This is a genomic window from Lelliottia nimipressuralis, from assembly GCF_004115925.1.
GTDB lineage: Bacteria > Pseudomonadota > Gammaproteobacteria > Enterobacterales > Enterobacteriaceae > Enterobacter > Enterobacter nimipressuralis.
In genome coordinates this window covers 164666-188374 of the sequence record NZ_SDDX01000005.1, presented here as the reverse complement: position 1 = coordinate 188374, position 23709 = coordinate 164666, and the positions used below count along the sequence as shown (strand labels likewise).

Genomic DNA, 23709 nt, shown 5'->3' with positions numbered 1-23709 from the left:
CTTCTGTTCAGCGGCTTTGCTCTAACGCTATCGCTTCACGCACTTTGACCAGTGCGGTGCGCAGATGATCAATCGACACCGACCCCAGCGCGATGCGGATGGCCTGAGGAATGGTCTGCGCCGTACAGAACGGCTCTGCCGTTGAAACGGAGATATGGTTGTCCATCAGATCTTTTACCACCCGGTCGGCGCGCGCCTCTTCAGCCAGGGGAAGCCAGGCGAAATAGGAATTTGGATGAGTAATGCACGCCAGCTCGCCTAAGGACTCCCTGAGTACCGCCTGCCGTTCGCGCGCATCACGTCTTTTCAGCGTTTCAAAACGCGACACCGTACCGTCCTGAATCCAGTTACACACCAGGGTTGTCATGATGGATGGCGTATTCCAGCTGGTCGCCCGAACCGCGCGTTCCAGGGCCGGACGGTACGATTCAGGGCAGATCACCGCGCCCACTCGTAGCCCGGTCGCCACGTTCTTTGAAAATCCGGTGACGTAAACCGTGCGTTCCGGTGCATAAACCGCGACCGGCGGCGGTGGCCTGCCAATCAAATAGGCATACGCTGTGTCTTCAATAATGATGAGATCGTGGGCGCGGGCGATCCCGGCCAGCACTTGTCGCTGCTCGCGATTCATCACCCAGCCCAAAGGATTGTGCAGCGTGGGCATGGTGTACACCGCCCTAACAGGGCGTTTTTGGCAAATCTGCTGTAACGCGTTCAGGTCCGGGCCGTCAGCCCGCGACGGGACAGGGATCAGCTCCAGATGATATAACGTGGCCAGCGCTTTAAAACCGGAATAGGTCAGCGCGTCCACGGCCACCACATCACCGGGGCGCAGCAGCCCCATCACCGTGACGGCCAATCCGTGCTGGGCGCCATTGACGATGACGACATTGTCCGGCGCAGGCCGAAATCCCTGACAGGAGAAATGCCCGGCAATAATCTCGCGATCGGTCAGCCTCCCGGCATGGGGCTGATAGCGTAAGTGCGATTCGATATCACCGGCGTTCGATACCTGGCGTAACGCCTCGCGCAGCAGCTCTCCCTGCCCCGCTAACTCGGGATAGTTAAAGTTCAAATCCAGCACATCGGATGCCACGGCCTGTTGATCGACGCCGTGGCCGTAAGGAACAGAAATCTCGCGAACAAACGTACCACGTCCGGTTTCGCCACTCACCAGCCCCATCGCCTCCAGCTCCGTATAGACGCGGGTCGCCGTCGCCAGAGAGATTTTTTCCCGCTGTGACAGATGGCGATGGGTCGGCAGCCGGGTGCCCGGCGTGAGCGTCCCCGCCCGAATCAATGCTGCGAAGGTATCCACTATCGCTTTATACCGGGCTTTCATCGAATGTATCCATGACAATTTTTTGATTGTATCGGATTCATGAGACTACCATCGGCTTCACAGATGCTCAAGCCTGCGGGCGTGATGAAAATAATGAGGTGTTCGTGGTCAATTCCGTAGTGCATAAAACGGATTCCAACGCGATGTCCGGCTGGCTGAACGGGCTGCTGGGCGTCATCATTTTCAGCGGTTCACTACCCGCCACACGTGTGGCGGTGCTGGATATGAATCCTTTTTTCCTGACGTTCCTGCGGGCATCCATTGCCGGTCTTTTTGCCATGATGCTGATCGTCGGGTTTAAGGAAAAACGCCCGCAACTGTCGCACATCCTGCCGCTCGTCGTGGTCGCGCTTGGGGTGGTGATCGGTTTTCCGCTGCTGACGGCGCTGGCGCTTCAGCATGTCACCTCGGCGCACTCGATTGTTTTTCTCGGCCTGCTGCCGCTTAGCACCGCGATTTTTGGCGTACTGCGCGGCGGTGAACGTCCCAAAAAAGCCTTCTGGATGTTCTCTGTGCTGGGCAGTGTTCTGGTGATGGGCTTTGCCCTCTCACAAAGCGTGGCAGTTTCTCTTGTTGGCGATCTGCTGATGCTCGCTGCGGTGATTGTCTGCGGTCTGGGTTATGCCGAAGGCGCCAGGCTGACCCGTGTGCTCGGAGGCTGGCAGGTTATCAGCTGGGCGCTGTTGATTTCTCTGCCCTTTATGCTGACGGCCACAGTGATGACCCAGCCTGCCTCCTTCAGCCACATCGGATATTCCGCCTGGCTGGCGCTGGGATACGTCTCTCTTTTCAGCATGCTGATTGGCTTTATTTTCTGGTACAAAGGGCTTGCGCAGGGGGGGATCGCTGCCGTCGGTCAGCTTCAGTTGTTACAGCCGTTCTTCGGGCTGGGGCTGTCGGCGACGCTCCTGCACGAAAGCGTCAGCTCGTTGATGATCGTTATCACCGCAGGCGTCATTCTGTGCGTCATCGGTTCGCGGAAATGGGGCAAATGACGCGATTCAGAATGAGGCGTGGGGCAGATCAACGAGCAGCGCCCTGTGCCGCTAACGACAGGAATGCGTTCACCGCGCCGCTGGTCTCCGTGTCACGGCTAATCATCAGTAAATTGGCCGTTAACGCCGGGGCATTCAGATGGCGATAAACCAGGCCGGGAATATTAACCTGCTGCAGCGGTGCGGGAACCAGCGCAAGCCCCATTCCGGCGGCGGCATGGGCCAGGACGCTCAGGGTGCTGTCAGAACGGTGCGCAATCTGCAGCCTGTTTTGCAGCTGCTGGCTCAGCATGAGATACAGATTTTCATGCGTATCATGGGCGTCGTAGAGGATCAGCGGCTGCCCGGCAAGCATCTCGACGGTAAAGAGCGGACGCTCAGCCAGCGGGTGTTCGTCCGACAATGCCACCAGAATGTCCCAGTCCCCTATCCTCTGCACCCTGATTCCGGCGGTCAGGGTTTTGCTGTGATCCGGCGTGTAGCCGATATCCTGCCGCCCGGCGAGAATGGCTTCCACCTGCTGCTGCGCCGGGACCTCCTGCAAAATCATCTCAACATCCGGATAGCGTTGGCGAAAATGACGTAAATCACGCATCAGTTTCCCGCTAAATACGGCATTCCCGGCAAACCCGATTCGCACCGTGCCGGTCTCTCCGCGCAGGGAACGCGCAACGGCGTGTCGGGCAAACTCGGCCTGCTCCAGCGTGCGTCGTGCCTCGGTCTGGAACAGTTTTCCCGCTTCAGTCAGCTCGACGCTTCGGCTGGTCCGAACTAACAACGCGCCGCCGAGTTCCTCCTCCAGCGCACGAATCTGCATACTCAACGCCGGCTGGACAATGTTAAGGCTCTGAGCGGCGCGGCCAAAATGCTTCTCTTCCGCCACGGCCAGAAAATAGCGTAACTGGCGTAAATCCATGTCGCACCTCCAGTAATCATTAAATCTGATTAATCCGTCATTATATTGTATTGGATGTTATCGAACGCAGGGTGAATACTCCATGCATCTTTCATTAGCGGAGCACGAAAAATGGAAAACAGAACTGAAGATCGCCTGCAGATTACCGACCTGATCAACGGCTGGATCCACCGGGATTTGAACGAATGGGAACAGCTGCGTTCACTCTTTCACCCTGACGGCACGATCGAAGTCACCTGGTTTGAAGGGCTTTTCGGTGATTTTGTGACGGGTTCAGAGCGTATGGGGGCATCGGATATCCGCACCAAACATCTGATGGGCAGCCCGATTATTACTTTTAAGGGTGACAAAGCGATCGTGGAAACGAACGCCATTATTATCGCCGAAAACGTCAAACTGAACGTGGGCTGCAACGGACATAACCGTTTCTACGACCTGATGGAGAAACGCGACGGCGTCTGGAAATTGTTCCATCGTCAGAGCATTTACGACATGAGCACCTTTACGTTCCCGATGGGCGTGGTGGAGATAGACGCGGCGACTGCCGAGAAATACCCGCGTGAATACGCCGCTCTCGCCTACGTGCTGGAAAAGAGCGGGTTCCCGGTTAAACGTGTTTTTGCCACGCGCGGCAGTGAATTAGAGCGAAAAATGAAAGCTGACGGCCAGGCCTGGTTAAACGCCTGAACATAACCATCGCCAATCATCTACACTTGCTGAAACCCGCAAACTGGAGATGCGATGATGGCCGACTGGAACCCTTCTTTATATCTGCAATACGGCGCGGAACGCACTCGTCCCGCCGCCGAACTGCTGGCAAGAGTGGCGCTGAACGAGGTGACGGATGTTCTGGATTTGGGCTGTGGCCCGGCAAACAGCACCGCACTTTTGCATCAGCGCTGGCCATCGGCACGCATTGTTGGCGTGGATAATTCACCGGCCATGCTGGAACAGGCGCGGGTTGCGTTGCCCGAATGCCAGTTTATTGAAGCCAATATTCAAACCTATCGCCCGGCGCATTCGGTTGATCTTGTCTATGCCAACGCGTCGCTGCAGTGGATCTCCGATCACTATGAGCTGCTCCCGCACCTGGTTTCTCTGCTCAAAATGAACGGCGTGCTGGCGATTCAGATGCCTGATAATCGCGATGAGCCATCGCACGTTTTGATGCGTGAAGTGGCTTACGAGCAAGGTTTCCCGGACCGCAGCCGCGATCCGCTGCCCGGCGTTCATGCCTATTTTGATATTTTGACGGACGCGGGTTGCGACGTGGATATCTGGCGCACCACCTACTATCACAAAATGAGTTCGCATCAGGCGATCGTTGACTGGGTGAGTGCCACCGGATTGCGCCCCTGGTTGCAGGAGCTGAGCGAACACGAGCAGCGGAACTATCTGGATCGCTATCTTGAACTTCTGGAACAGCAGTATCCGCTGCAAGAAAACGGGCAGATTTTGCTGGCTTTCCCGCGCCTGTTTATCGTTGCCCGTCGTGAACCTTAAAAGTACTTAAAGCGACAGGCGATAACGTACAAAATCGTCCGCTTCACTAAACTTGTCATACAGTTTTCGCGCAGGGTTGTTTTGACGCGTCACCCAGTACAGCGTTGACCACCCTTCGCGCTTTCCTTCCGCCTGGAGGGCCTCTATCAGCGCCTTTCCGGCACCGCTCCCACGCACATTTGCATCGACAAACAGATCTTCCAGATAGCATACGGGCGCGGTTGAAAATGTCCCTTCATGCAGCACACACAGGGCGAAACCCACGACTTTCCCGTCCATTTCCGCGACCCGACAGAGCAGTGCAGAATGCGGGCTCAGCGCCCTTTCCCATGTCGACGCGGTCACGGACTCATCGAGTTTGCATTCGTAAAACGCCGTGTAGCCATCCCACAGCGGCCGCCAGTCGGCATAATCCTCTGCACGCAACGCCCTTACGGTTATCGTCATAGGGTCTCCTCGCCGGTTAAATTGATCGTCATGTGAATACAACGCAGCTGCGCATCGGCCATTCTTGAATAATGAAAGCCCTCGCTAACCGTTACAAAGCCTTGTCTCTGATAGAAGGTCTGCGCGTTGGGCGTTGAGGAGAGCGTTAATTGCGAAATGCCGCGTGCGCGTGCCTCTGCTTTAATCGCCGCGATGATCCGCCCCGCCAGCCCTTTTCTGGCTGCTTCGGGGACGGTAAAGACCGCTTCCACGCTGCTGGCGGCCAGATCGAGATAGCCGCTTGCCACGATTTCTCCCTTCTCATCGTCGACCACGTAAAAGGGATTATCGATTATCACCTGACGGTAACTTTCTGGCATTGCTTCCGGCGTCCAGCGGGCGATCACGTCACTATCATAGCTACTCTGGCAGCCTGCACGGATAGCCAGATTACGAACGAGCCAGAGTCTTTCGGCCTCTTCCGGTGCGGCCAATCTTAACGTCATATTTTCCTCGGCTATTCAGTCACAGCAGAATGTGGTAATCATGAAAATAGCAGAAGGCAAACAAAAACATAACGACAAATAATGGAGATCCGAATCGTGAAAACGCCCACGTTAACCACTGAACGTCTGTTACTCAAACCGCTGGAAGCGGAAGATGCGCTGCAAATCCAGACATTATATCCGCGCTGGGAGATCGTGCGTTATATGGTGGCGAGCGTACCCTGGCCCTATCCGTCCGATGGCGCAGAAACATACGTGAACAACGTCGCCCTGCAGGATGTGGAAAATGGGGTGGCGTGGTTCTGGACGATTCGTTGCAAAGACAATCCCGATCAACTGATTGGTCTGATCTGCCTTTACGACGTCGAGGATAACAATCGGGGATTCTGGCTGGCACCCGAATGGCAGGGTCAGGGCTATATGCGCGAAGCGAGCATTGCCGCGACGGACTTCTGGTTTAATACGCTGAACAAACCGCTTCTGCGTGCGCCAAAAGCCGCCGTCAACCTGCGCTCTCAGCGGATTTCTGCCAGCAGCGGGATGCGCCTGGTGAGAACCGAAAAGAAAGCCTACGTCAGCGGCGAGCTGGACTCGGAGTTATGGGAAATCACCCGCGAAGAGTGGAACGCCTTGCAGCGTTCCTGAATGTTCATTACGTGAGCTGGTAATGCTTGTCCGGTAAGACGCGGGCGGGGATTTCCGGCTCATCGTTCATTTGCAGCAGATCGATCTCCATCGCATTGCAGATGGCATCCAGCGGCAGGTCGTTATTTTCCACGCCGAAGGGTTCTTCCAGCTCTTCAGCCAGCGCATCGAGGGAGATAAAGGTGTAAGAGATCAGCGCCGAGACAAACGGCGTCATGTAGTGCAGATCGACCACCAGGGCGAACGGCAGCATAATGCAGAACAGATAGACCGTGCGGTGCAGAATCAGGGTGTAGGCAAACGGCACCGGCGTATTGGCAATTCGCTCGCATCCGGCTAACACCACGGACATGTCGTTCAGACGATTGTTGAGGCTGTGGAACAGAATATCTGACAGCTGCCCTTCCCGACGGCGCACCGCCAGCCACTCGCCCATGATCAGCAAAATACGGTTCGACGGCGAGTTTGAATCCATCACCGCGCGTAAATGTGACGCAGAAAGATAGCGTGAAAGCTGCTCCGCCTGCGGCTGGCGTCTGAGCGTCATGCGCAGGCAATGGGCGAAGGCGATCTGCAGACGCACGAACTCGCTGAGATGCGGATCGTCCGGGAGCGTGTTTTTCACCTCGCGAAATAGCGAGCGTGACGCTATCATCAGTTGCCCCCAAAGCTGGCGAGCCTCAACGTAGCGCGAATAACAGGCGTTATTGCGAAACCCGAGGAAGATAGCGATCGCCACGCCGAGAATGCTGAACGGCGCAACGGTCAGTTTGATCCCAAGGGAAGAGTACCAGGGTAACATCACGATAACAGCGATGGATAACAGGAAGTTAAGGAATAACCGGGTAAAGATTTTAGACAGGACGGAGCCGTGCCAGACAAAAATCAGGCGCAGCCAGTGCTGTTGAGGACGAACAATCATAGTCAGCTTCAGGTCAATAAAGAGCGCGACTATTAAACGTGATCGCCGTCACGGTTGCAAGCTTGTTACAGGATTGCTGCCCCTTTTTAACTGCGAGACAAAAAGCGCACGGTGCTGAAGTGTCTTATAAAAAAACTGAGCATATAGTATGTTGTAACTAACGATACTTTAAATAAAACCCGGCCGGAGCCGGGCGAGAGGATTAGCACAGCGGTTTCACTGCCGCGCGCATCCCCTTCAGAAGAATCGCATCCAGATCGAGCGTAACCTGTTCTACCAATCCGCTCACTTTCGTCAGATCCTGCTCCCAGTGCTCGCTCACGCTGAGAACCGCTTTCACCAGTTCGCTGGTGCTGATCTGCTTGTCATGATGCTGCGCCCACAGCTGCTGATAGCGCTCCAGCCAGTGCAGATCGTCCTGCACCGGATAGTTTTCACCCTCACGCTCTGCACGATAAAACGCGATCAACGCGGCCAGCGCAAAGGTGAGACGCGCAGGTAATTTCCCGGTCGCCTTCTGCCCTGCCAGCAGCTGCGGCAGGATACGGGTACGGTATTTTGTCATCCCGTTCAGGGCAATCGACAGCAGCTGGTGTTTAATGTACGGGTTACGGAAACGCCCTGTCACCGCGCTGGCGAAGGATTCCAGCTCATCTTTTGGTAAATCCAGCACCGGGATGATCTCCTGGTAGATGGCCTTTTCCACAAATGCGCAGATTTCGGCGTCGTTCATCGCGTCGCCGACGGTGTCCAGCCCCGCCTGGAAGGCCACCGGGACCAGTGCCGTGTGCGCGCCGTTAAGGATTGCGACCTTGCGCTCTTTGTACGGTTTGATGTCGTCCACAATCAGCACGTTAAGCGGGAATTTATCGAGGCGCAGTTCGGCGGCCAGAGATTTAGGCCCCTGAATCACAAACAGATAGAAGTGTTCTGCGGTATCGAGGAAACCATCGTGGTAGCCCAGTTCCGTTTCAAGCGCAGCCACTTCGTCACGCGGGTAGCCGGTGACAATGCGGTCCACGAGGGTGGAGCAGAAACTGTTGGCATCAACCAGCCACTGGGTGAATGCCGCTGGCAGCGCCCACTCCTGGGCATATTTCAGCACCAGTTCACGCAGCGCATCGCCGTTATAATCAATCAGCTCGCACGGAATAATCACCCAGCCTTTGTCGGCCGCGCCGTTGAAATGGCTGAAACGCTCGAACAGTAAACGGGTGAGTTTTGCCGGATAACTCACGGCAGGCGCATCGTCGAATTTGTCATCAGCGTGATAGCTGATGCCCACTTCGGTAGTGTTGGAGAACACAAAGCGCATATCCGGATTGTGTGCGAGTTTAAGGAATTCGTCGTACTGGCTGTAAACACTGATTTCACGATTTACGGAGCGGATCAGACGCGCATCGCTCACAGCCTCGCCCTTCTCATTCAGGCCGCGAATGATCGTGGTGTACAGACCATCCTGAGTGCTCAGTGAAGGTGGGAAATCGCTCTGGATAGGACGAACAATTACCACCCCGGAATTCAGATCGGTGTGCTCATTCAGCAGGTCGATCTGCCAGTCGATGAACGCACGTAAAAAGTTACCTTCACCAAACTGGATGATACGTTCAGGATAGAGAGCACCGGGAAAATCACGACGATTGAGTGTGTTCACAAGGGGTTCCTTTTTTAATTAGTCATACAGCCCGATAAGATTGGTCCAATAACTTATCAAACTTTTCGACCATGAAACCCTGTTTTGATCAATTCATAAAGCAATTGTGAAAAATATTATAAAAACTTATAGAACACCGATGTCGCCGTCATTTCGCCGTCCGGCATCAGGGCGTAGCGCGGGATCTCACCGACCTTTTGCCAGCCCGCACGCTGATAGAACGTCTCAGCGCCGCTGCCCGTAGCCGTGTCCAGTACCAGCACGGTTTTACCCTCTTCCACCGCCACCCCTTCCAGGGCTTCCATCAAGAGCATCGCAACACCGCGACGGCGGGCTTTTTCGTGGACCAGCAGCTTGGCTACATCCGCGCGGTGCGGCTGGTTCTCCGGTTGATCGGTAATGAGCTGCACGGTACCCAAAAATTCGCCACCTTCGTTGCGACAGGCCAGCACGGTGCGCTCCCGGCGGGCCACGCTTTCCGCCACGCCGAGCCAAAACTGACGCGCTTTTTCAGCCGAAAAAGGCAGCATAAAACTCACCGACGCCCCACCATTAACGCAGTTTTCGAGGATGTCAGCTAGTGAGTCGAGATGCGAGAGAATATCGTCACGTGAAAGGGTATGAATATGCAGAGAGGCGGTCATGGGATTTCCTTGTGTAGAGACCGCCTCAGATTGCCTTTAACAATTATTTAACGCAAGCACGCCATTCATAGGCTTTTATTATGCCCGCTGTCTGCACTGTATCGCTGTTTCATGGCGAGGATTTTGTCGTGAGCGGTCTGTAGCCAGCGTTGCAAATCATCCTGCTGATGGTCGAATTCACAGATTCCCCAGGAGAATGTCAGGCTCCAGGGATGCAGCCCACGCTGGTTGTATTCCGCGACCTGCTCATTGAGATACTGCATCGCAATCCAGGCCCCCTGTTCATTCGTATCGGCAAACAGAACCGCGAATTCATCGCTACCGTAACGCACCAGCAGATCCGCCTCACGGAATGAGGTGCGCATCAGCTCGGTCATGGCTTTCAGCGCCGCATCGCCTTCAGCCTGCCCGTAGCGTTCGTTAATCTGTCTGAAGCGGTCCAGATCCATCCAGGCGATCGTCAGTGGCTCTGCACGACGCCGGGCGCCGGATAAGGCAAACGCCGCTAACTGATTAAATCCACGCCGGTTAAACAGCCCGGTCAGCTCATCCGTCGTCGCCGCACAGGCAGCAGCGAACTCGTCTTCCGCCAGAGCTGCCAGGTCGCTCAGGGCGTTAAGATCGGCCGCAACAAAATCGCGGGGGACATAGTCCATCAGACACAGCGTACCGACGATAGCACCGTCGGGCAGGCGCAGCGGATACCCGGCGTAAAAACGTACGCCAGGCTGGCCTTTTACCAGCGGATTATCGGCAAAACGGGGATCATGTCGCGGGTCAGACACCACCAGCGGTGCGTTATTAAACAGCGTATGCCCGCAGAAAGAGAGATTGCGCGGCAGAACGGCGGCCATGGCATTGTCTAAAGATAGCGCCACCAGCGAGCGTTCGTCGATCAGGTTCACCCTCGCCATCGGCACGGCAAACAGGCGTTTTGCCAGCCGGGTGATGCGATCGTAGGGTTGATGGTTGTTCGACTCCAAAAGCCTGGAATCACGCAGGGACAGCAGACGGTCTGATTCATTGGCAGGGATCGCGGGCGCTTTCATGATGTCTCCTGACACGCAGCTTTTTAATAGCTTAGCCTAAAGAAACGACTTGTCAGTGCGCAAAAATTCGATTTTTACCGCCGCGCTTAGCCTGGTAAAGGGCGGTGTCCGCCGCCTGCAGCCAGTCCGTTACGTTGGACATCTCGCGGGTCGCCCCCGCGATGCCAATGCTGAGGGTGCAATTGACGGTTTCATGCGCCACATCTTGCATAATGGCGGCGGCCTCCATGATCCGCGACGCCACCACGTGCGCCTCATCGATGCTGGTATCCGGAAGCAGGATCACAAACTCATCGCCGCCCAGCCGCGCCGGGGTGTCTGTCTGACGCGTGGCAATGTGTAAAATCTCCGAGACCGAGGCGAGCAACGCATCCCCGACTTTATGCCCGAAACGATCGTTCACTTCTTTAAAATTATCGATATCAATGAACATCAGCGCCGATTCCCGGCAGGCCTGCTGAAGTTTATTCAGCTCGTGTTCGATGCGCTTTTCCAGCAGGCGCCGGTTCGCGATATCCAGCAGCGGATCCATCATCGCGATCCGCTCCAGCTCGCGGGATTTGATCCGCAGACGAATGGCAATACTGTCCGTCAGCACGCTAAGCGCAATGATGTAGATCGCAATCAGGGGCAAGGTGGCAAACATGGTCTGTTGCGAAACGGTGATAATAATCGCCATGCCCTGCAACAGCCAGGCGGCGAGAAACACCGCCAGCATGGCTATCGCCGCGCGCTTCATCAGGGCAAAACCGCCTGCAGACAGACGATCGGCCAGCAGGATCGTGGCAATCACCACCGAGGGCAGCGGATTCACGGCCATCATCGCGATCCAGAACCCTCCCGCCCCTGCATCGATCACCAGATTTTGATGCTCTGCGGCCAGCGGCGTAGAAGACCGACTAGCGCGCAGCCAGGCGACGGTCGGCCAGACAAACGCGTTTAGCGCCAGCAAAAGCATTAGCCATACTGAACGTTGATGTTCAATCAGGACAGAAAGAATAGGAATAAAGCAGAGAAAAGTGCCCAGGATACGCATCAGATACATACGTTTAACAAAACGACTCCCTGGTAAGCGATGGTTTTTACTCAGTTTATCAGTTCCGTTCATTACGCGATTTTTCCGATGTGTTATCACCGGTATCTTATTGAGCTTAAAAATACGTAGCAAGCAATTTATCAGCAAAGTGATAACATCAGGGCCGCATTCTGCCTGGGATGGATACGTTTACACCTGTTCCGTACTTTTTTGCGGTTCGACGACGCGCAGATCGTCTGGATGACGCGCACTGGTACGATTTCGCCCAGCTTTTTTCGAACGATAGAGATACTCGTCGGCTTCGGCTAACAGCTTATTAAAGACCTCCGTGAGCTGCCAGGATTCTGCTTTCGCACTGCCAAGCCCAATACTCACCGTCAAAAACAGCGTGTGCTGACCCCAGCTGAAGGGATGCGAAGCAACAGATTCTCTGATACGTTCTGCCAGCTCAACGCCCTGACGGGCATCAACGGTATTGGCCACGACCGCAAACTCTTCCCCGCCCATGCGCGCCACCAGCCCGTCCTCGCCCACCACCTGCTGCACCTGCCCGGCGAAAGAGGCCAGCACCCGATCGCCACACTCATGACCATAGTTGTCATTAATGCTTTTGAAGTAGTCGATATCGAGCAGCATCACGGTCAGAAAACGGGGATGACGATGGGACTCCTCGTGTTTCAGCGCTTCATACAAACCTGAGCGCGAATAGACGCGGGTCAGGAAGTCATAATCGGCGCGCAATGACACCTGATGAATCAGAGAGTTAATCGCCGCCACGCTCACGGAGACTATCACCGGGCAAATTGCCATGGTCGCGATGCCCAGACGCGCAGAGAACATCATCGGCGTCGAAAGCGGCGTCGCCACGGCAATATTAATAATCGAGTTTGCCACCAGGATGATCTCAACCCCGCCGGTGACAAAGGTCAGCAGACAGGTCGCGGGAAGCGAATAACGCACCGCACACCAGATCAGCGCCGGGAGCGGAAAGGCCAGGCTGCCCGCCCCGCCGATCACCACCGAGGCCAGGACAGAGACGATCAGCGCCACCACGGGCATAAAGTGTTCTACCCGCACCGGGTTCTTGATCTCAGGGATTTTAACGGTCAACAGGCACGGCAGAATCAGCACGCCGGTCGAGAACTGCTCGCTAAACCAGTCGGCAAAGAGCGGCCAGAAAGTTTGACTGTCGATCCCGACGGAACCCATCGCCCCCACCAGCGCGCACAGCAGCGCGGCGATAAGGCAAAAGTTAAACAGGCGTAAGGCATTGATCGGGTCCGGAACCGTGCGGCCCCGACGTCTGTCCCGCGTCACCAGCAGCGCCACGGTCACGATAAACACCATATTGGAGAGGTTGATCACCACCGAGGCCATCCCCCAGTTGGTGGTCACCGCGTCGTACATCAGCATCGCGACATAGGACACCGCGTAATAGTGCAGGCGATTGAGATATGCGTAACGGGCAAACACCCCAGCCATCACTCCATTCAGCGGCCAGAACAGTGAGAGCGCTTCCACCAGACGCAGTTCCGCGCCAATAAAATAGAACAGCGTGGTCAGAATAAAAATACTGACCGCATTACGAAGCGGATTATCGGGCAGAAAAGGCTTAAAGGATGTCAAAGAAGAAGGCATCAAATATCAATCCATATAATTGCTTAGCGCAATTATTTCGCGGTCATCAGCAGAATAATAAAAGATTAGCACGTATCTATAACATACATAGCCGGCATGCATAACCCATCAAGGTTGGGCGTTCATTTGCAGCACCAGCCAGTGGTGGATGACCGTCACAATGTAACGTTGCTGATCGGCATTTAACGCCTCGCCCTGGGGAATATGGTGCCATTTAGCGAGACAACCGCGACAGCAGGTTGCCGTAGCATGCTGGGCGATAAAGACCGGATGTCCGCGCATTGGGGTCTGCTTGCCGTCGTTGACGGGCATGGCCGCCGCCAGACGACGGGCAACGAAATCCGCGGCGTGTTGATCGATAGTTTCCGCCCCTTTGTCCCAGCAGTACTGCCGCTCTTTCGCGCCCAGTTTGAAGCGAGAACGAAACGTTGAACGCCCCAGCCGGGCAAAAAGATCGTCAAGGGTGTTCATTAGTAGACGGACCGCCCCAGCCGCTGGGTGAGTTGCTCCAGCACCGCCACGCCTGCCAGCGAGTTCCCGGCGTCATCCAGCTCCGGGCTCCAGACCGCAATCGCCATTTCGTGCGGGACAATCGCCACCACCCCGCCGCCGACGCCTGATTTAGCGGGCAGCCCGACGCGCCAGGCAAATTCTCCGGCATTCTGATACATCCCGCTTGTCGCCATCAGCGCATTGACCTGACGCGCCTGCATCGGCGTGACAACTGCCTGATTATGCAGCGAGGAGAAGCCCTGGTCGGCCAGAAACAGGAAAGTACGCGCGAGTTCCACGCAGCTCATTTTCAGCGCGCAGTAGTGGAAATAGTTTTGCAGTACGGTAGCCACATCGTTATGGAAATTTCCGAAAGACTTCATCAGCCAGGCGATGGCGGCGTTTCGCGCCGAATGTTCAAACTCAGAGCGAGCAACGTTAGCGTCGTAACTCAGATCGGAAACGCCGCTCAGCTGGCGCACAATCTCCAGCATCCGCTGACGCGGCGCGCTAAGACGGCTTTGCAGCATGTCGCACACCACCAGCGCACCGGCGTTGATGAAAGGATTGCGCGGTTTGCCCTGTTCGATTTCCAGCTGGAGCAGCGAATTAAACGGCTGCCCGGAAGGATCTTTCCCCACCCGCTGCCAGATCTCGTCTTCGTCATACTGTCGCATCGCCGCAACCAGGCTTAACACTTTGGAGATCGACTGAATCGAAAAGCGCTCGGCGGCATCGCCGGCCTGATAAAGCTCACCTTTCACGGTGCAAATGGCGATACCCAGCTTATTGCCACTGACGCACGCCAGCGCCGGAATGTAATCGGCAACCTTCCCCTGCCCGATTAACGGACGAACCTGCGCCAGAATCTCTTCCAGCATCTGATTATCGATGACCGCAGCCACATGTTGCTCCTTGCCTGGAGGCCAAAAACGGGCTGCGAGTATAACAGAGGCGAATGTGTCGCGTCAGGCGGGAAGTCGAAAACGCGAAACCGCCTGCATCAGCAAATACGACTCATCGTGTAAGCGACGCGACGCCTGGGAGGCGGTGGTCACCAGTACATCTGTCTGTTGCGACACCTGATTCAGCGCCTGCAGCTGGCGCGTCATCTGATGAATACTCTCCCCCTGACTCATCGTGGCGGCAGAAATATCGTCAAGCAGACCGCTCAGATTTGCCACCAGCCCGGTCACCTGTTGCAGGTTGTTCTCAAGCTTCACCACCGCTTTCGATCCGTCTTCAATTCCCTGTAACGAGTGATTAATCAGCTCCTGAATGGTTTGCGTCGAATGACTGCTTTTTCTCGCCAGCAGCCCCACTTCACGCGCGACAACCGCAAACCCTCGCCCCTGATTGCCCGCATGAGCGGCTTCAATAGCGGCGTTCAGCGCCAGAATGTTGGTCTGAAATGCCACGCTGTCGATCATCGAGACGATCCAGCGCATCTCTGACGATCGTTCTACGATCGCCTGCATGGAGGCATTAACGGTCGACATCATGATATCGCCCCCCGCCGCCGTCTTACGCGCCTCATCTGCACGCGAGCTGGCAAGCTTCGCGTACACCGTATTGCCCTCCACGTGGGTTTCCAGCGTGGCGATGTGCGCCGTCACGTCGCTCAGCTCCTGGGCCTGCCGCGCAGACTGCTGATACAGCTTCTGATTGCCTTCCGCCAGTTCGCCGATGTTTTCCACCATTGCGGTTGTGGCGTCACTCACCTGCGTCACCAGCTGCTGTAATCCGCGCTGCATGGTGCTAATACTGGCGCTCAACTGCCCGATTTCGCGGTTAAAACTGTTTACAGCCGGCGCGGCACCCGAGAGATCTCCGGCGGCAAGCTGGTTGATATGAGCGATAAGCCTGCGCAGCGGGGCAATCACCCAGCGCGACATCCCAAACCACACCGCCACCGCAATCAGCAGCAGGACCACTGGCGCCAGCAGGAACAGCGACTGCAAATCAGCGAGGCGATCCATCAGCGACTGGCGCCCTTCTCCTGCCCGTTGCTCGCTCAGCTGCTGATAGCGTGCGTAGTTATCATTAAAGTCGGTCTGAAACGCCTGGGCGGGGACGGCAAAAAAGGCGTCGATGGAGTGTGTCTTTACCAGCCCTTCCGCCTGCTCATTGATGGCGCCGTAGAATAACTGATAGCTATTAATCAGCGCCTCGTCTTTGGGCGGATTCAGCGCCAGCCAGCCCTTCCAGGCCTCCTGGGAAGCATTAAGCGCCTTTTGCGCTTCATCCATCAGACTATTCCAGCTCCCTTCAGAGCCGGTCTCTTTATCCTGCATAAAATAGACGCCCGAACGATTGAGCAGATCGCTTGCCGCCAGCAGGGAGACACGCGCCAGATCCAGTTTACTTTGCTGCTGTTGCGCCAGCTGATTTTGTTGTTCATTGCGCTGGGCATCGCGAAGCGAGGCGGTCAGGAGAATTGACGAGGAGAGCTGCAGGGCGGAGAAAAGCCCGATAATACAAAAGATGCCCGCCAGCAGACCAAACTGACGCTTCGCAATACGGCTGAAAATTTGTGTTAGGTTCATAATATTCTTCTGTAACAGTACGTTAGACGCGTGGGAGTCTACGAAACGCAAATGACAGAACCATGACACAAAAATGACAAAGGCCTTCGCGGTGAAGGCCTTTTATGCAAGTTTAACAAGACCTACACGCGGTCTTTCCATACGGTCTGGATATTGCAGAACTCATGCAAACCAAAGTGAGATAACTCACGGCCAAAGCCGCTCTTCTTCACGCCGCCAAAAGCCACGCGCGCATCGCTGGCGCTGTAGCCATTGATGAAGACCCCGCCACACTCCAGCTGGCGAGCAAACGCCTCGGCACGTTGCGCATCGGCGGTAAACACCGTCGCCGACAGACCAAAATCACTGTCGTTTGCAAGCATCAGGGCATGTTCCGCGTCTTTCGCCACGGTGATCGCGGCGACCGGGCCGAACAGCTCCTGACGAAACGCGGTCATCTCTGGGGTGACGTTGCCTAATACGGTCGCCGGATAGTAATTCCCCGCACCGGCCACTTTCTCTCCGCCGAGTAAAAGCGTTGCGCCCTCGTTAAGCGTCGCCTGTACCTGCTGATGCAGTTCATCACGCAGATCGAACCGCGCCATCGGCCCCAGATAGTTCTCTTCGTTATCGGGCGCGCCCATTTTCAGGGCCGCAGCGGCCGCGACAAAGCGTTCGGTAAACTGCTCAGCGATACCCTCTTCGACGATAAAGCGTTTGGCGGCCGCGCACACCTGTCCGGTATTCTGATAGCGCCCGGCAACGGCCGCTTTCACGGCCAGATCCAGATCCGCATCGTTCAGCACGATAAAGGGATCGGACCCACCCAGCTCCAGCACGCATTTTTTGAGGGCCGCAGCCGCCTGGGCGCCAATCGCCGCCCCGGCTCGTACGCTCCCGGTGACGGTAATCGCAGCGATGCGACGATCGTTAATCGCCTTGCTGACGCCGTCGTTCGTGGCGTTGACCCATCCAAACACCCCTGGCGCAAAACCGGCATCCGCGAACATCTCGCCGATAAGCGTCGCCGACCCCAGAACGTTCGGCGCGTGTTTCAGCAGATAGCTGTTACCGGCGAGCAGAATCGGTACCGCCCCGCGCAGCACCTGCCACAGCGGGAAGTTCCACGGCATCACCGCCAGCACCGGTCCCAGCGGGCGATACTCGATCACCGCTTTTTGATTTTCGACCTGCGTCGGTTCCGCAGTCAGCATCGCCGGGCCGTGCTCGGCGTACCAGTCGCACAAACCGGCAGATTTAGAGACTTCGGCGCGTGCCTGCAAAATAGGTTTACCCATTTCACGGGACATCATTTGCGCCATCTCTTCTGCGCGCGCCCGCAGTGCGCTAGCAAGATCGCGCAGTTTCTGCGCCCGGTGAGAAACGGTTTCATCGCGCCACTGACGGAAACCGCGATCCGCCCGCGCGATCGCCTGCTCTACCTCGGCGGCGGTGGCCCACGGATAGGCCGCGAGGGTTTCGCCGTTAGCCGGATTAATTGACAGCGCATGAATAGCCGGTGAATGAGTCATAGTCTTCTCCACATAATAAGGGTTGATTGATTGTGGCTCACTCTGCTATTTCTTAAAAATGAATAATACTGACTCACTTATTCACGAAAAGAGAATGCTATGGATTTAACTCAGCTCGAAATGTTTAACGCCGTCGCGCAGACCGGGAGCATAACCCAGGCAGCGCAAAAGGTGCATCGTGTGCCGTCCAACCTGACCACCCGAATCCGTCAGCTGGAGGCGGATCTTGGCGTTGAGCTGTTTATCCGTGAAAACCAGCGTTTGCGCCTCTCTCCCGCCGGGCATAACTTTCTGCGCTACAGCAAGCAGATCCTCGCCCTGGTCGATGAGGCGCGGATGGTGGTCGCCGGGGATGAGCCGCAGGGGCTGTTCGCTCTGGGGGCGCTGGAGAGCACCGCCGCGGTGCGCATTCCTGAATCCCTGGCGCAGTTTAACCAGCGCTATCCGCGCATCCAGTTCGCCCTGTCCACCGGACCTTCCGGCACGATGATTGATGGCGTGCTGGAGGGCACGTTGAGCGCAGCGTTTGTCGACGGGCCGCTCTCGCATCCGGAGCTGGACGGGATGCCGGTCTATCAGGAAGAGATGATGCTGGTTGCCGCCGCCGGGCATGAAAAGGTGTCGCGCGCCACGCAGGTGAGCGGTCGGGACGTGTACGCGTTTCGCGCCAACTGCTCCTACAGACGGCATCTGGAGAGCTGGTTTCACGCAGATCGCGCCACGCCGGGGCGGATCCATGAGATGGAGTCGTACCACGGTATGCTGGCCTGTGTGATTGCGGGCGCAGGTATTGCGCTGATGCCCCGCTCGATGCTGGAGAGCATGCCGGGGCATCTTCAGGTGGAGGCGTGGCCGCTGGCAGAAAACTGGCGCTGGCTCACGACCTGGCTGGTGTGGCGACGCGGTGCAATGACGCGTCAGCTTGAAGCGTTTATAGCACTGCTAAACGAACGTCAGCCACCAGCTCCTTCTCCATAAACAGGCTTAGCGGATCTTCGTCGTAGGGCGGAAACGCCGGGCGCGCCTGATAACCGCAGCGCTCATACAGCTGGATAGCCGCGTGCTGCTTGATACCGGTTTCGAGGCGCAACGTGTGGCAGTGGCGGCTCAGGGCTTCGTCTTCCAGCGCCGCCAGCAGTTTTTCCCCAAGCCTTTGTCCGCGATGGGTGGGATCGATATACACCCGTTTCATCTCCCCGCTGCCGTCGTCGTTGAGCACGATCGCCCCGCAGCCCACGGCATTCAGCTGGTTATCACGGATCACCATCATTAAAAGCGACCCCGCCGCCAGCTGGGTGAGATCGACCAGATGGTTGCTTTCCGCCGGGTAAAGCTCAGTTTGATAGCTGTCCAGGGCGGCGATCAGCGCCAGAATATCCGGATGAGAGGCAGATTCAGAGGTAATAGAATACATGGCAGGCTCCTTTTGTTGTTTGTTATCAACATAGCTGCCACCTCGGTTCAGGTGTTCATACTTTTAACTTATCTCTGCACCTCGTTTGAGGATTACCTGATAAAGGGTGCCAAAAATGCGGGGAACTGTAATTATATACAGTCATTGTGTTTAAACCGCGATAACATCTCCCCCTACTGGCAGCATGCCCGCAGGCTGCGGGCATGTAGACGTAAAAACGGAGACTACTGGCGCAGGAAGATTTTTCCTTTGAGATACAGCGTGGCTTGCCCGCCAATCAGCACCCGGTCGCCCTGTAGCTCACAGCGCAGATCCCCGCCTCTCGCCGACACCTGGCGCGCCTGCATCTGCGTTTTGCCGAGCTTTTCGCTCCAGTAGGGGATCAGCATACTGTGGGTGGAGCCCGTCACCGGATCTTCTGGCACGCCTTCACCTGGGCAGAAGAAGCGGCTGACGAAATCCGCTTCGTCGCCGGGCGCCGTAATGCAGACCATTTTGTCGAGCGGGATCATGGATGAGATATCCGGGCTGATGGACTCAACCTGCTGCTGGTTTTCCAGCACCACCATATAGTCTCGCGCCACGCGAACCTCTTTCGCGCTGGTGATCCCAAGCGAGTAAAACAGCAGCGCCGGAGGGTTATCGACGGACTCACTCGCCCAGGCCGGGAAGTTGAGCGTCAGCCAGTCGCCGTTGCGTTTTACGGTCAGTTTGCCGACAAAACGGGTAGTGAAGGTAATTTCCGTATGCGGATAGTCGAGATATTCGAAGATCACATGCGACGCCGCCAGCGTGGCATGCCCGCACAGGTCAATCTCATCAAGTGTCGTAAACCAGCGCAGCTCAAAACCCTCGTCCGTACGCACGAAGAACGCCGTCTCCGACTGATTATGTTGCTTCGCCATGCTGAGCAACGTCTCGTCCGGAAGCCACTCCTCCAGCGGACACACTGCGGCGGCGTTGCCACCAAAGGCTTTATCGCTGAAGGCATCCACCAGATAAAAATCAATTTCTTGCATCGTCGTACCGCCTGTTTTTATTGTGCTGTTCTTTATATTCAAGGAAAACAACGCCCTTCGCTACAGGACGTATAAGCAAAATATTGAGATCTGCATCACATAATGATTGTCTTTTAGCCAGTTAAGGCTTTAAGATCGCCCTCTCATCTTTTCAGCAACGAACCCCAAATCTTATGCCTTCGAACACAGTTTCACGCAAGGTCGCGTGGCTACGTGTGGTCACGCTTGCCATTGCCGCGTTTATATTCAATACCACGGAATTTGTTCCCGTGGGTCTGCTTTCCGATATCGCTCAAAGTTTCCAGATGGAAACTGCGCAGGTCGGGATCATGCTGACCATCTACGCGTGGGTGGTAGCGCTGATGTCCCTGCCGTTTATGCTGCTGACCAGCCAGATGGAGCGACGCAAGCTGTTGATTGGCCTGTTTGTGCTGTTTATCGCCAGCCATGTGCTGTCGTTCCTCGCCTGGAATTTTACCGTGCTGGTGATAAGCCGCATCGGTATTGCGTTCGCTCACGCCATTTTCTGGTCGATTACCGCCTCGCTGGCCATTCGTCTGGCACCTGCAGGTAAACGCGCGCAGGCGCTGAGCCTGCTGGCGACCGGCACCGCACTGGCGATGGTGCTCGGCCTGCCTATCGGGCGCATCGTCGGGCAGTATTTCGGCTGGAGAACCACCTTCTTTGCCATCGGTATGGGCGCGTTGATCACCCTGCTGTGCCTGATCAAACTCCTGCCGAAATTACCGAGTGAACACTCTGGCTCGCTTAAAAGCTTGCCGGTGCTGTTCCGCCGCCCGGCGCTGATGAGTATTTATCTGCTGACGGTCATTGTCGTTACCGCCCACTACACGGCCTACAGCTATATTGAACCTTTTGTTCAGGTTGTCGCGGGCTTTAGCGCTAATTTTGCAACGGTGCTGCTGCTCCTCCTCGGCGGGGCTGGCATTATCGGCAGTATCCTGTTTGGCAAACTGGGCAATCAACACGCGTCGCTGCTGGTGAGCGGCGCTATCGGTGCCCTGATGCTGTGTCTGGTGTTGCTGATGCCGGCGGCAGGCAGCGAGACAAATCTGGCGATACTGAGTATTTGCTGGGGCGTGGCGATGATGATTATCGGCCTCGGTATGCAGGTTAAAGTCCTCGCGCTGGCACCGGATGCCACCGATGTAGCGATGTCGCTCTTCTCCGGGATCTTCAATTTAGGCATCGGCGCGGGTGCGCTGGTGGGAAATCAGATCAGCCTGCATTTTTCTATGTCAGCGATTGGCTATCTGGGGGCGATTCCGGCGCTGGCAGCGTTGATCTGGTCGATTCTGATCTTCCGCAAATGGCCGGTGGCGCTGGAAGAGCAGACGCATCACGGGTAATTTTTGCCGAAGAGAGTAGCAATTGCCCGGGCCTACAGATTGTGTAGGCCCGGCTGTGTTAGTGGTAGGTCTTAATAATTTCCAGTACGCCGTTAATAATAAACTGCACACCCATACAGACCAGCAGGAAGCCCATCAGACGAGAAATCGCCTCGATACCGCCTTTACCCACCCAACGCATGATCGCGCCGGAACTGCGCAAACATCCCCATAAAATGAAGCCGATAATGGCAAAGATCAGCGGTGGCGCCACCATGACGACCCACGCGGAGAAGGTTGTGCCATCACGTACCGTTGACGCGGAGCTGATAATCATCGCTATCGTCCCTGGCCCTGCCGTGCTTGGCATGGCGAGCGGTACAAATGCGATATTAGCGGAAGGCTCAGACTCCATCTCTTCCGATTTGCTTTTCGCTTCCGGCGATTCATGGGCTTTGTGCGCCGGGAACAGCATGCGGAAACCGATAAAGGCGACGATTAAGCCCCCTGCAATTCGTAACCCGGGAATCGAAATCCCGAACGTGTTCATCACCACCTGTCCGGCGTAATAAGCCACCATCATGATGATGAAAACATACACCGACGCCATCAACGACTGGTGGTTACGTTCGGCGCTGTTCATGTTGCCCGCCAGCCCTAAAAACAACGCCACGGTTGTTAACGGGTTCGCCAGCGGCAACAGCACCACCAGCCCAAGTCCTATTGCCTGAATTAATTCCACCATAGTGCGTCGTCGTCCTTATCCATAATCAACACAGACAGTATACGGTGAAATGGCCTGACACAGCCACGCAGACAACGTAAGCAGTGTTTTCCGCTGAATTACGATAACCCTGCGTTATGTTTATGATTTAAAAGGACTCAAAAAAAGTTCATGAAACGTTTTAGCAAATCGTGGCATCGGCGGATACATTCGGTTGACTTATACTTGCCTGAGCAATAATATCTGCCGTGATTAAACTACTTGCCAGGGCAACCATTGTGAAAAGCACCAGTGATCTCTTTAACGAAATTATTCCACTGGGCCGTCTTATTCATATGGTGAACCAGAAAAAAGATCGCCTGCTCAACGACTATCTGTCTCCGATGGACATCACTGCGACCCAGTTCAAAGTGCTGTGCTCCATTCGCTGCGAAGTGTGCATCACCCCGGTTGAGCTGAAAAAGGTGCTCTCTGTCGACCTTGGCGCGCTCACGCGCATGCTCGATCGTCTTGTCTGCAAAGGATGGATTGAAAGGCGACCTAACCCCAATGACAAGCGCGGCGTACTGGTGCAGCTCACCAGCGATGGTGCGGCCATGTGTGAGCGCTGTCATGAGTTAGTAGGACAAACACTGCACCAGGAACTAACAAAAAACTTAACGGCGGATGAAGTGGTCACTCTTGAGCATTTGCTGAAGAAAATCCTGCCGTAAACAGAAGAGGTATGACGATGTCCAGACGCAATAATGACGCCATCACTATTCATAGCATTTTGGACTGGATCGAAGATAACCTGGAATCGCCGCTCTCACTTGAGAAGGTGTCTGAGCGTTCAGGTTACTCAAAATGGCACCTGCAACGGATGTTCAAAAAAGAGACCGGTCATTCTTTAGGGCAATACATCCGCAGCCGTAAGCTGACGGAAATTGCGCAGAAGCTGAAAGAGAGCAACGAGCCGATTCTGTATCTGGCTGAGCGTTATGGGTTTGAATCGCAACAAACCCTGACCCGCACGTTTAAGAACTATTTCGACGTGCCGCCGCACAAGTACCGAATCACCAGTATGCCCGGCGAATCCCGCTATCTGCATCCGCTAACACATTGTAATTGCTAATCGCCTGTAATAAGACGTAACCGAGGAAATCATGAAACGTATCGCCTCCGCCGCCCTCACCTTACTGGTGCTGGTCTCCGGCCAGACTTTTGCGGAGCAAACCACTCACGCTAATCAGCAGAACAGCCGCACTACGATGGTTCTGCCTACCGCACACGATCAATCACCGTTTGATTTCAATCATATGGGTGCGGGTAGCGACAAATCCGACGAATTAGGCGTGCCGTATTACAATCAGCACGACCTCTGATTCGTTTTTGCCCC

General features: G+C 55.7%; 26 protein-coding genes. 9 read left to right on the top strand and 17 right to left on the bottom strand.

Annotated elements, in window-relative coordinates; genetic code table 11:
* Positions 1-7: 7 nt before the first annotated feature.
* Positions 8-1342, bottom strand: coding sequence for an aminotransferase-like domain-containing protein (locus ETG88_RS05775; RefSeq protein ID WP_129034914.1), 1335 nt, complete (start codon positions 1340-1342; stop codon positions 8-10).
* A 104-nt stretch (positions 1343-1446) separates the two neighbouring features.
* Here ETG88_RS05775 and ETG88_RS05770 point away from each other — a divergent pair, with 104 nt between their 5' ends.
* Positions 1447-2337 carry a DMT family transporter gene (locus ETG88_RS05770; RefSeq protein ID WP_129034913.1) on the top strand — a complete coding sequence of 297 codons (891 nt, stop codon included), beginning with the start codon at positions 1447-1449 and terminating at the stop codon, positions 2335-2337.
* Positions 2338-2365: 28 nt separating this feature from the next.
* On the opposite strand, the gene ETG88_RS05765 is transcribed toward ETG88_RS05770, so the two are convergent.
* On the bottom strand, positions 2366-3253 hold the full coding sequence (locus tag ETG88_RS05765) for a LysR substrate-binding domain-containing protein (RefSeq protein ID WP_129034912.1): 888 nt from the start codon (positions 3251-3253) through the stop codon (positions 2366-2368).
* Between the two features lie 111 nt (positions 3254-3364).
* Between ETG88_RS05765 and ETG88_RS05755 the strand changes: the two genes are divergently transcribed.
* Both ETG88_RS05755 and tam read left to right on the top strand, forming a co-directional pair.
* Positions 3365-3940 (top strand): nuclear transport factor 2 family protein, encoded by a 576-nt coding sequence (locus ETG88_RS05755; RefSeq protein ID WP_129034911.1) that lies wholly within the window; start codon positions 3365-3367, stop codon positions 3938-3940.
* A 57-nt stretch (positions 3941-3997) separates the two neighbouring features.
* Positions 3998-4756 carry a trans-aconitate 2-methyltransferase gene (gene tam, locus ETG88_RS05750; protein WP_129034923.1) on the top strand — a complete coding sequence of 253 codons (759 nt, stop codon included), beginning with the start codon at positions 3998-4000 and terminating at the stop codon, positions 4754-4756.
* A gap of 6 nt (positions 4757-4762) precedes the next feature.
* On the opposite strand, the gene ETG88_RS05745 is transcribed toward tam, so the two are convergent.
* Both ETG88_RS05745 and ETG88_RS05740 read right to left on the bottom strand, forming a co-directional pair.
* Positions 4763-5203: a GNAT family N-acetyltransferase gene (locus ETG88_RS05745; protein WP_102103720.1), complete on the bottom strand. Its 441-nt coding sequence runs from the start codon at positions 5201-5203 to the stop codon at positions 4763-4765.
* The gene (locus ETG88_RS05740) at positions 5200-5688 is read right to left on the bottom strand and encodes a GNAT family N-acetyltransferase (RefSeq protein WP_129034910.1); all 489 of its coding nucleotides are present in this window, start codon (positions 5686-5688) and stop codon (positions 5200-5202) included. Before ETG88_RS05740 ends, ETG88_RS05745 begins: the two co-directional genes overlap by 4 nt.
* A 96-nt stretch (positions 5689-5784) precedes the next feature.
* On the opposite strand from ETG88_RS05740, the gene ETG88_RS05735 reads away from it, so the two are divergent.
* Positions 5785-6333: a GNAT family N-acetyltransferase gene (locus ETG88_RS05735; RefSeq protein ID WP_129034909.1), complete on the top strand. Its 549-nt coding sequence runs from the start codon at positions 5785-5787 to the stop codon at positions 6331-6333.
* A 7-nt stretch (positions 6334-6340) separates the two neighbouring features.
* On the opposite strand, the gene ETG88_RS05730 is transcribed toward ETG88_RS05735, so the two are convergent.
* The 10 genes from ETG88_RS05730 to sad form a co-directional block, all read right to left on the bottom strand.
* Positions 6341-7255, bottom strand: a complete 915-nt coding sequence (locus ETG88_RS05730) for a bestrophin family protein (protein WP_129034908.1) — start codon at positions 7253-7255, stop codon at positions 6341-6343.
* 202 nt (positions 7256-7457) lie between these two features.
* Entirely contained in the window at positions 7458-8909 is a 1452-nt protein-coding gene (locus ETG88_RS05725; RefSeq protein ID WP_129034907.1) for a tagaturonate reductase, read from the bottom strand.
* A 116-nt stretch (positions 8910-9025) separates the two neighbouring features.
* Positions 9026-9553, bottom strand: a complete 528-nt coding sequence (locus ETG88_RS05720; protein ID WP_129034906.1) for a GNAT family N-acetyltransferase — start codon at positions 9551-9553, stop codon at positions 9026-9028.
* Positions 9554-9618: 65 nt separating this feature from the next.
* Positions 9619-10602, bottom strand: coding sequence for a sensor domain-containing diguanylate cyclase (locus ETG88_RS05715; RefSeq protein WP_129034905.1), 984 nt, complete (start codon positions 10600-10602; stop codon positions 9619-9621).
* Between the two features lie 52 nt (positions 10603-10654).
* Positions 10655-11647, bottom strand: a complete 993-nt coding sequence (locus ETG88_RS05710; RefSeq protein ID WP_107704269.1) for a diguanylate cyclase — start codon at positions 11645-11647, stop codon at positions 10655-10657.
* A gap of 180 nt (positions 11648-11827) precedes the next feature.
* Positions 11828-13276 (bottom strand): GGDEF domain-containing protein, encoded by a 1449-nt coding sequence (locus tag ETG88_RS05705; RefSeq protein ID WP_129034904.1) that lies wholly within the window; start codon positions 13274-13276, stop codon positions 11828-11830.
* A 108-nt stretch (positions 13277-13384) separates the two neighbouring features.
* Positions 13385-13747 (bottom strand): DUF4186 domain-containing protein, encoded by a 363-nt coding sequence (locus tag ETG88_RS05700; RefSeq protein WP_100780174.1) that lies wholly within the window; start codon positions 13745-13747, stop codon positions 13385-13387.
* Positions 13747-14673, bottom strand: coding sequence for a glutaminase B (glsB, locus tag ETG88_RS05695; RefSeq protein WP_100780175.1), 927 nt, complete (start codon positions 14671-14673; stop codon positions 13747-13749). The genes ETG88_RS05700 and glsB overlap by 1 nt, the downstream gene beginning before the upstream one ends.
* 63 nt (positions 14674-14736) lie before the next feature.
* Complete coding sequence (locus ETG88_RS05690; protein ID WP_129034903.1) at positions 14737-16314, bottom strand: methyl-accepting chemotaxis protein; 1578 nt, start codon at positions 16312-16314, stop codon at positions 14737-14739.
* 122 nt (positions 16315-16436) lie between these two features.
* Positions 16437-17825: a succinate-semialdehyde dehydrogenase gene (sad, locus tag ETG88_RS05685; protein WP_129034902.1), complete on the bottom strand. Its 1389-nt coding sequence runs from the start codon at positions 17823-17825 to the stop codon at positions 16437-16439.
* A 99-nt stretch (positions 17826-17924) separates the two neighbouring features.
* Here sad and ptrR point away from each other — a divergent pair, with 99 nt between their 5' ends.
* The gene (gene ptrR, locus ETG88_RS05680; RefSeq protein ID WP_102103712.1) at positions 17925-18803 is read left to right on the top strand and encodes a putrescine utilization regulator PtrR; all 879 of its coding nucleotides are present in this window, start codon (positions 17925-17927) and stop codon (positions 18801-18803) included.
* On the opposite strand, the gene ETG88_RS05675 is transcribed toward ptrR, so the two are convergent.
* Both ETG88_RS05675 and ETG88_RS05670 read right to left on the bottom strand, forming a co-directional pair.
* Positions 18757-19239 carry a GNAT family N-acetyltransferase gene (locus ETG88_RS05675; RefSeq protein WP_129034901.1) on the bottom strand — a complete coding sequence of 161 codons (483 nt, stop codon included), beginning with the start codon at positions 19237-19239 and terminating at the stop codon, positions 18757-18759. The genes ptrR and ETG88_RS05675 overlap by 47 nt on opposite strands.
* Positions 19240-19463: 224 nt before the next feature.
* A complete protein-coding gene (locus tag ETG88_RS05670; RefSeq protein WP_102103710.1) occupies positions 19464-20258 on the bottom strand; it encodes a PhzF family phenazine biosynthesis protein in 795 nt (264 codons plus the stop codon).
* Positions 20259-20431: 173 nt separating this feature from the next.
* Between ETG88_RS05670 and ETG88_RS05665 the strand changes: the two genes are divergently transcribed.
* Positions 20432-21628, top strand: a complete 1197-nt coding sequence (locus ETG88_RS05665) for a sugar transporter (protein WP_107703584.1) — start codon at positions 20432-20434, stop codon at positions 21626-21628.
* Between the two features lie 58 nt (positions 21629-21686).
* On the opposite strand, the gene ETG88_RS05660 is transcribed toward ETG88_RS05665, so the two are convergent.
* Positions 21687-22352 (bottom strand): MarC family NAAT transporter, encoded by a 666-nt coding sequence (locus ETG88_RS05660; RefSeq protein ID WP_129034900.1) that lies wholly within the window; start codon positions 22350-22352, stop codon positions 21687-21689.
* A 257-nt stretch (positions 22353-22609) separates the two neighbouring features.
* On the opposite strand from ETG88_RS05660, the gene marR reads away from it, so the two are divergent.
* The 3 genes from marR to marB are packed head-to-tail and all read left to right on the top strand — an operon-like array spanning position 22610 to position 23695.
* Positions 22610-23044, top strand: coding sequence for a multiple antibiotic resistance transcriptional regulator MarR (gene marR / locus ETG88_RS05655; protein ID WP_100780183.1), 435 nt, complete (start codon positions 22610-22612; stop codon positions 23042-23044).
* A 17-nt stretch (positions 23045-23061) separates the two neighbouring features.
* On the top strand, positions 23062-23445 hold the full coding sequence (marA, locus tag ETG88_RS05650; RefSeq protein ID WP_142503360.1) for an MDR efflux pump AcrAB transcriptional activator MarA: 384 nt from the start codon (positions 23062-23064) through the stop codon (positions 23443-23445).
* Positions 23446-23476: 31 nt separating this feature from the next.
* Entirely contained in the window at positions 23477-23695 is a 219-nt protein-coding gene (gene marB / locus ETG88_RS05645) for a multiple antibiotic resistance protein MarB (protein WP_100780185.1), read from the top strand.
* The last annotated feature ends 14 nt before the right edge of the window (positions 23696-23709 follow it).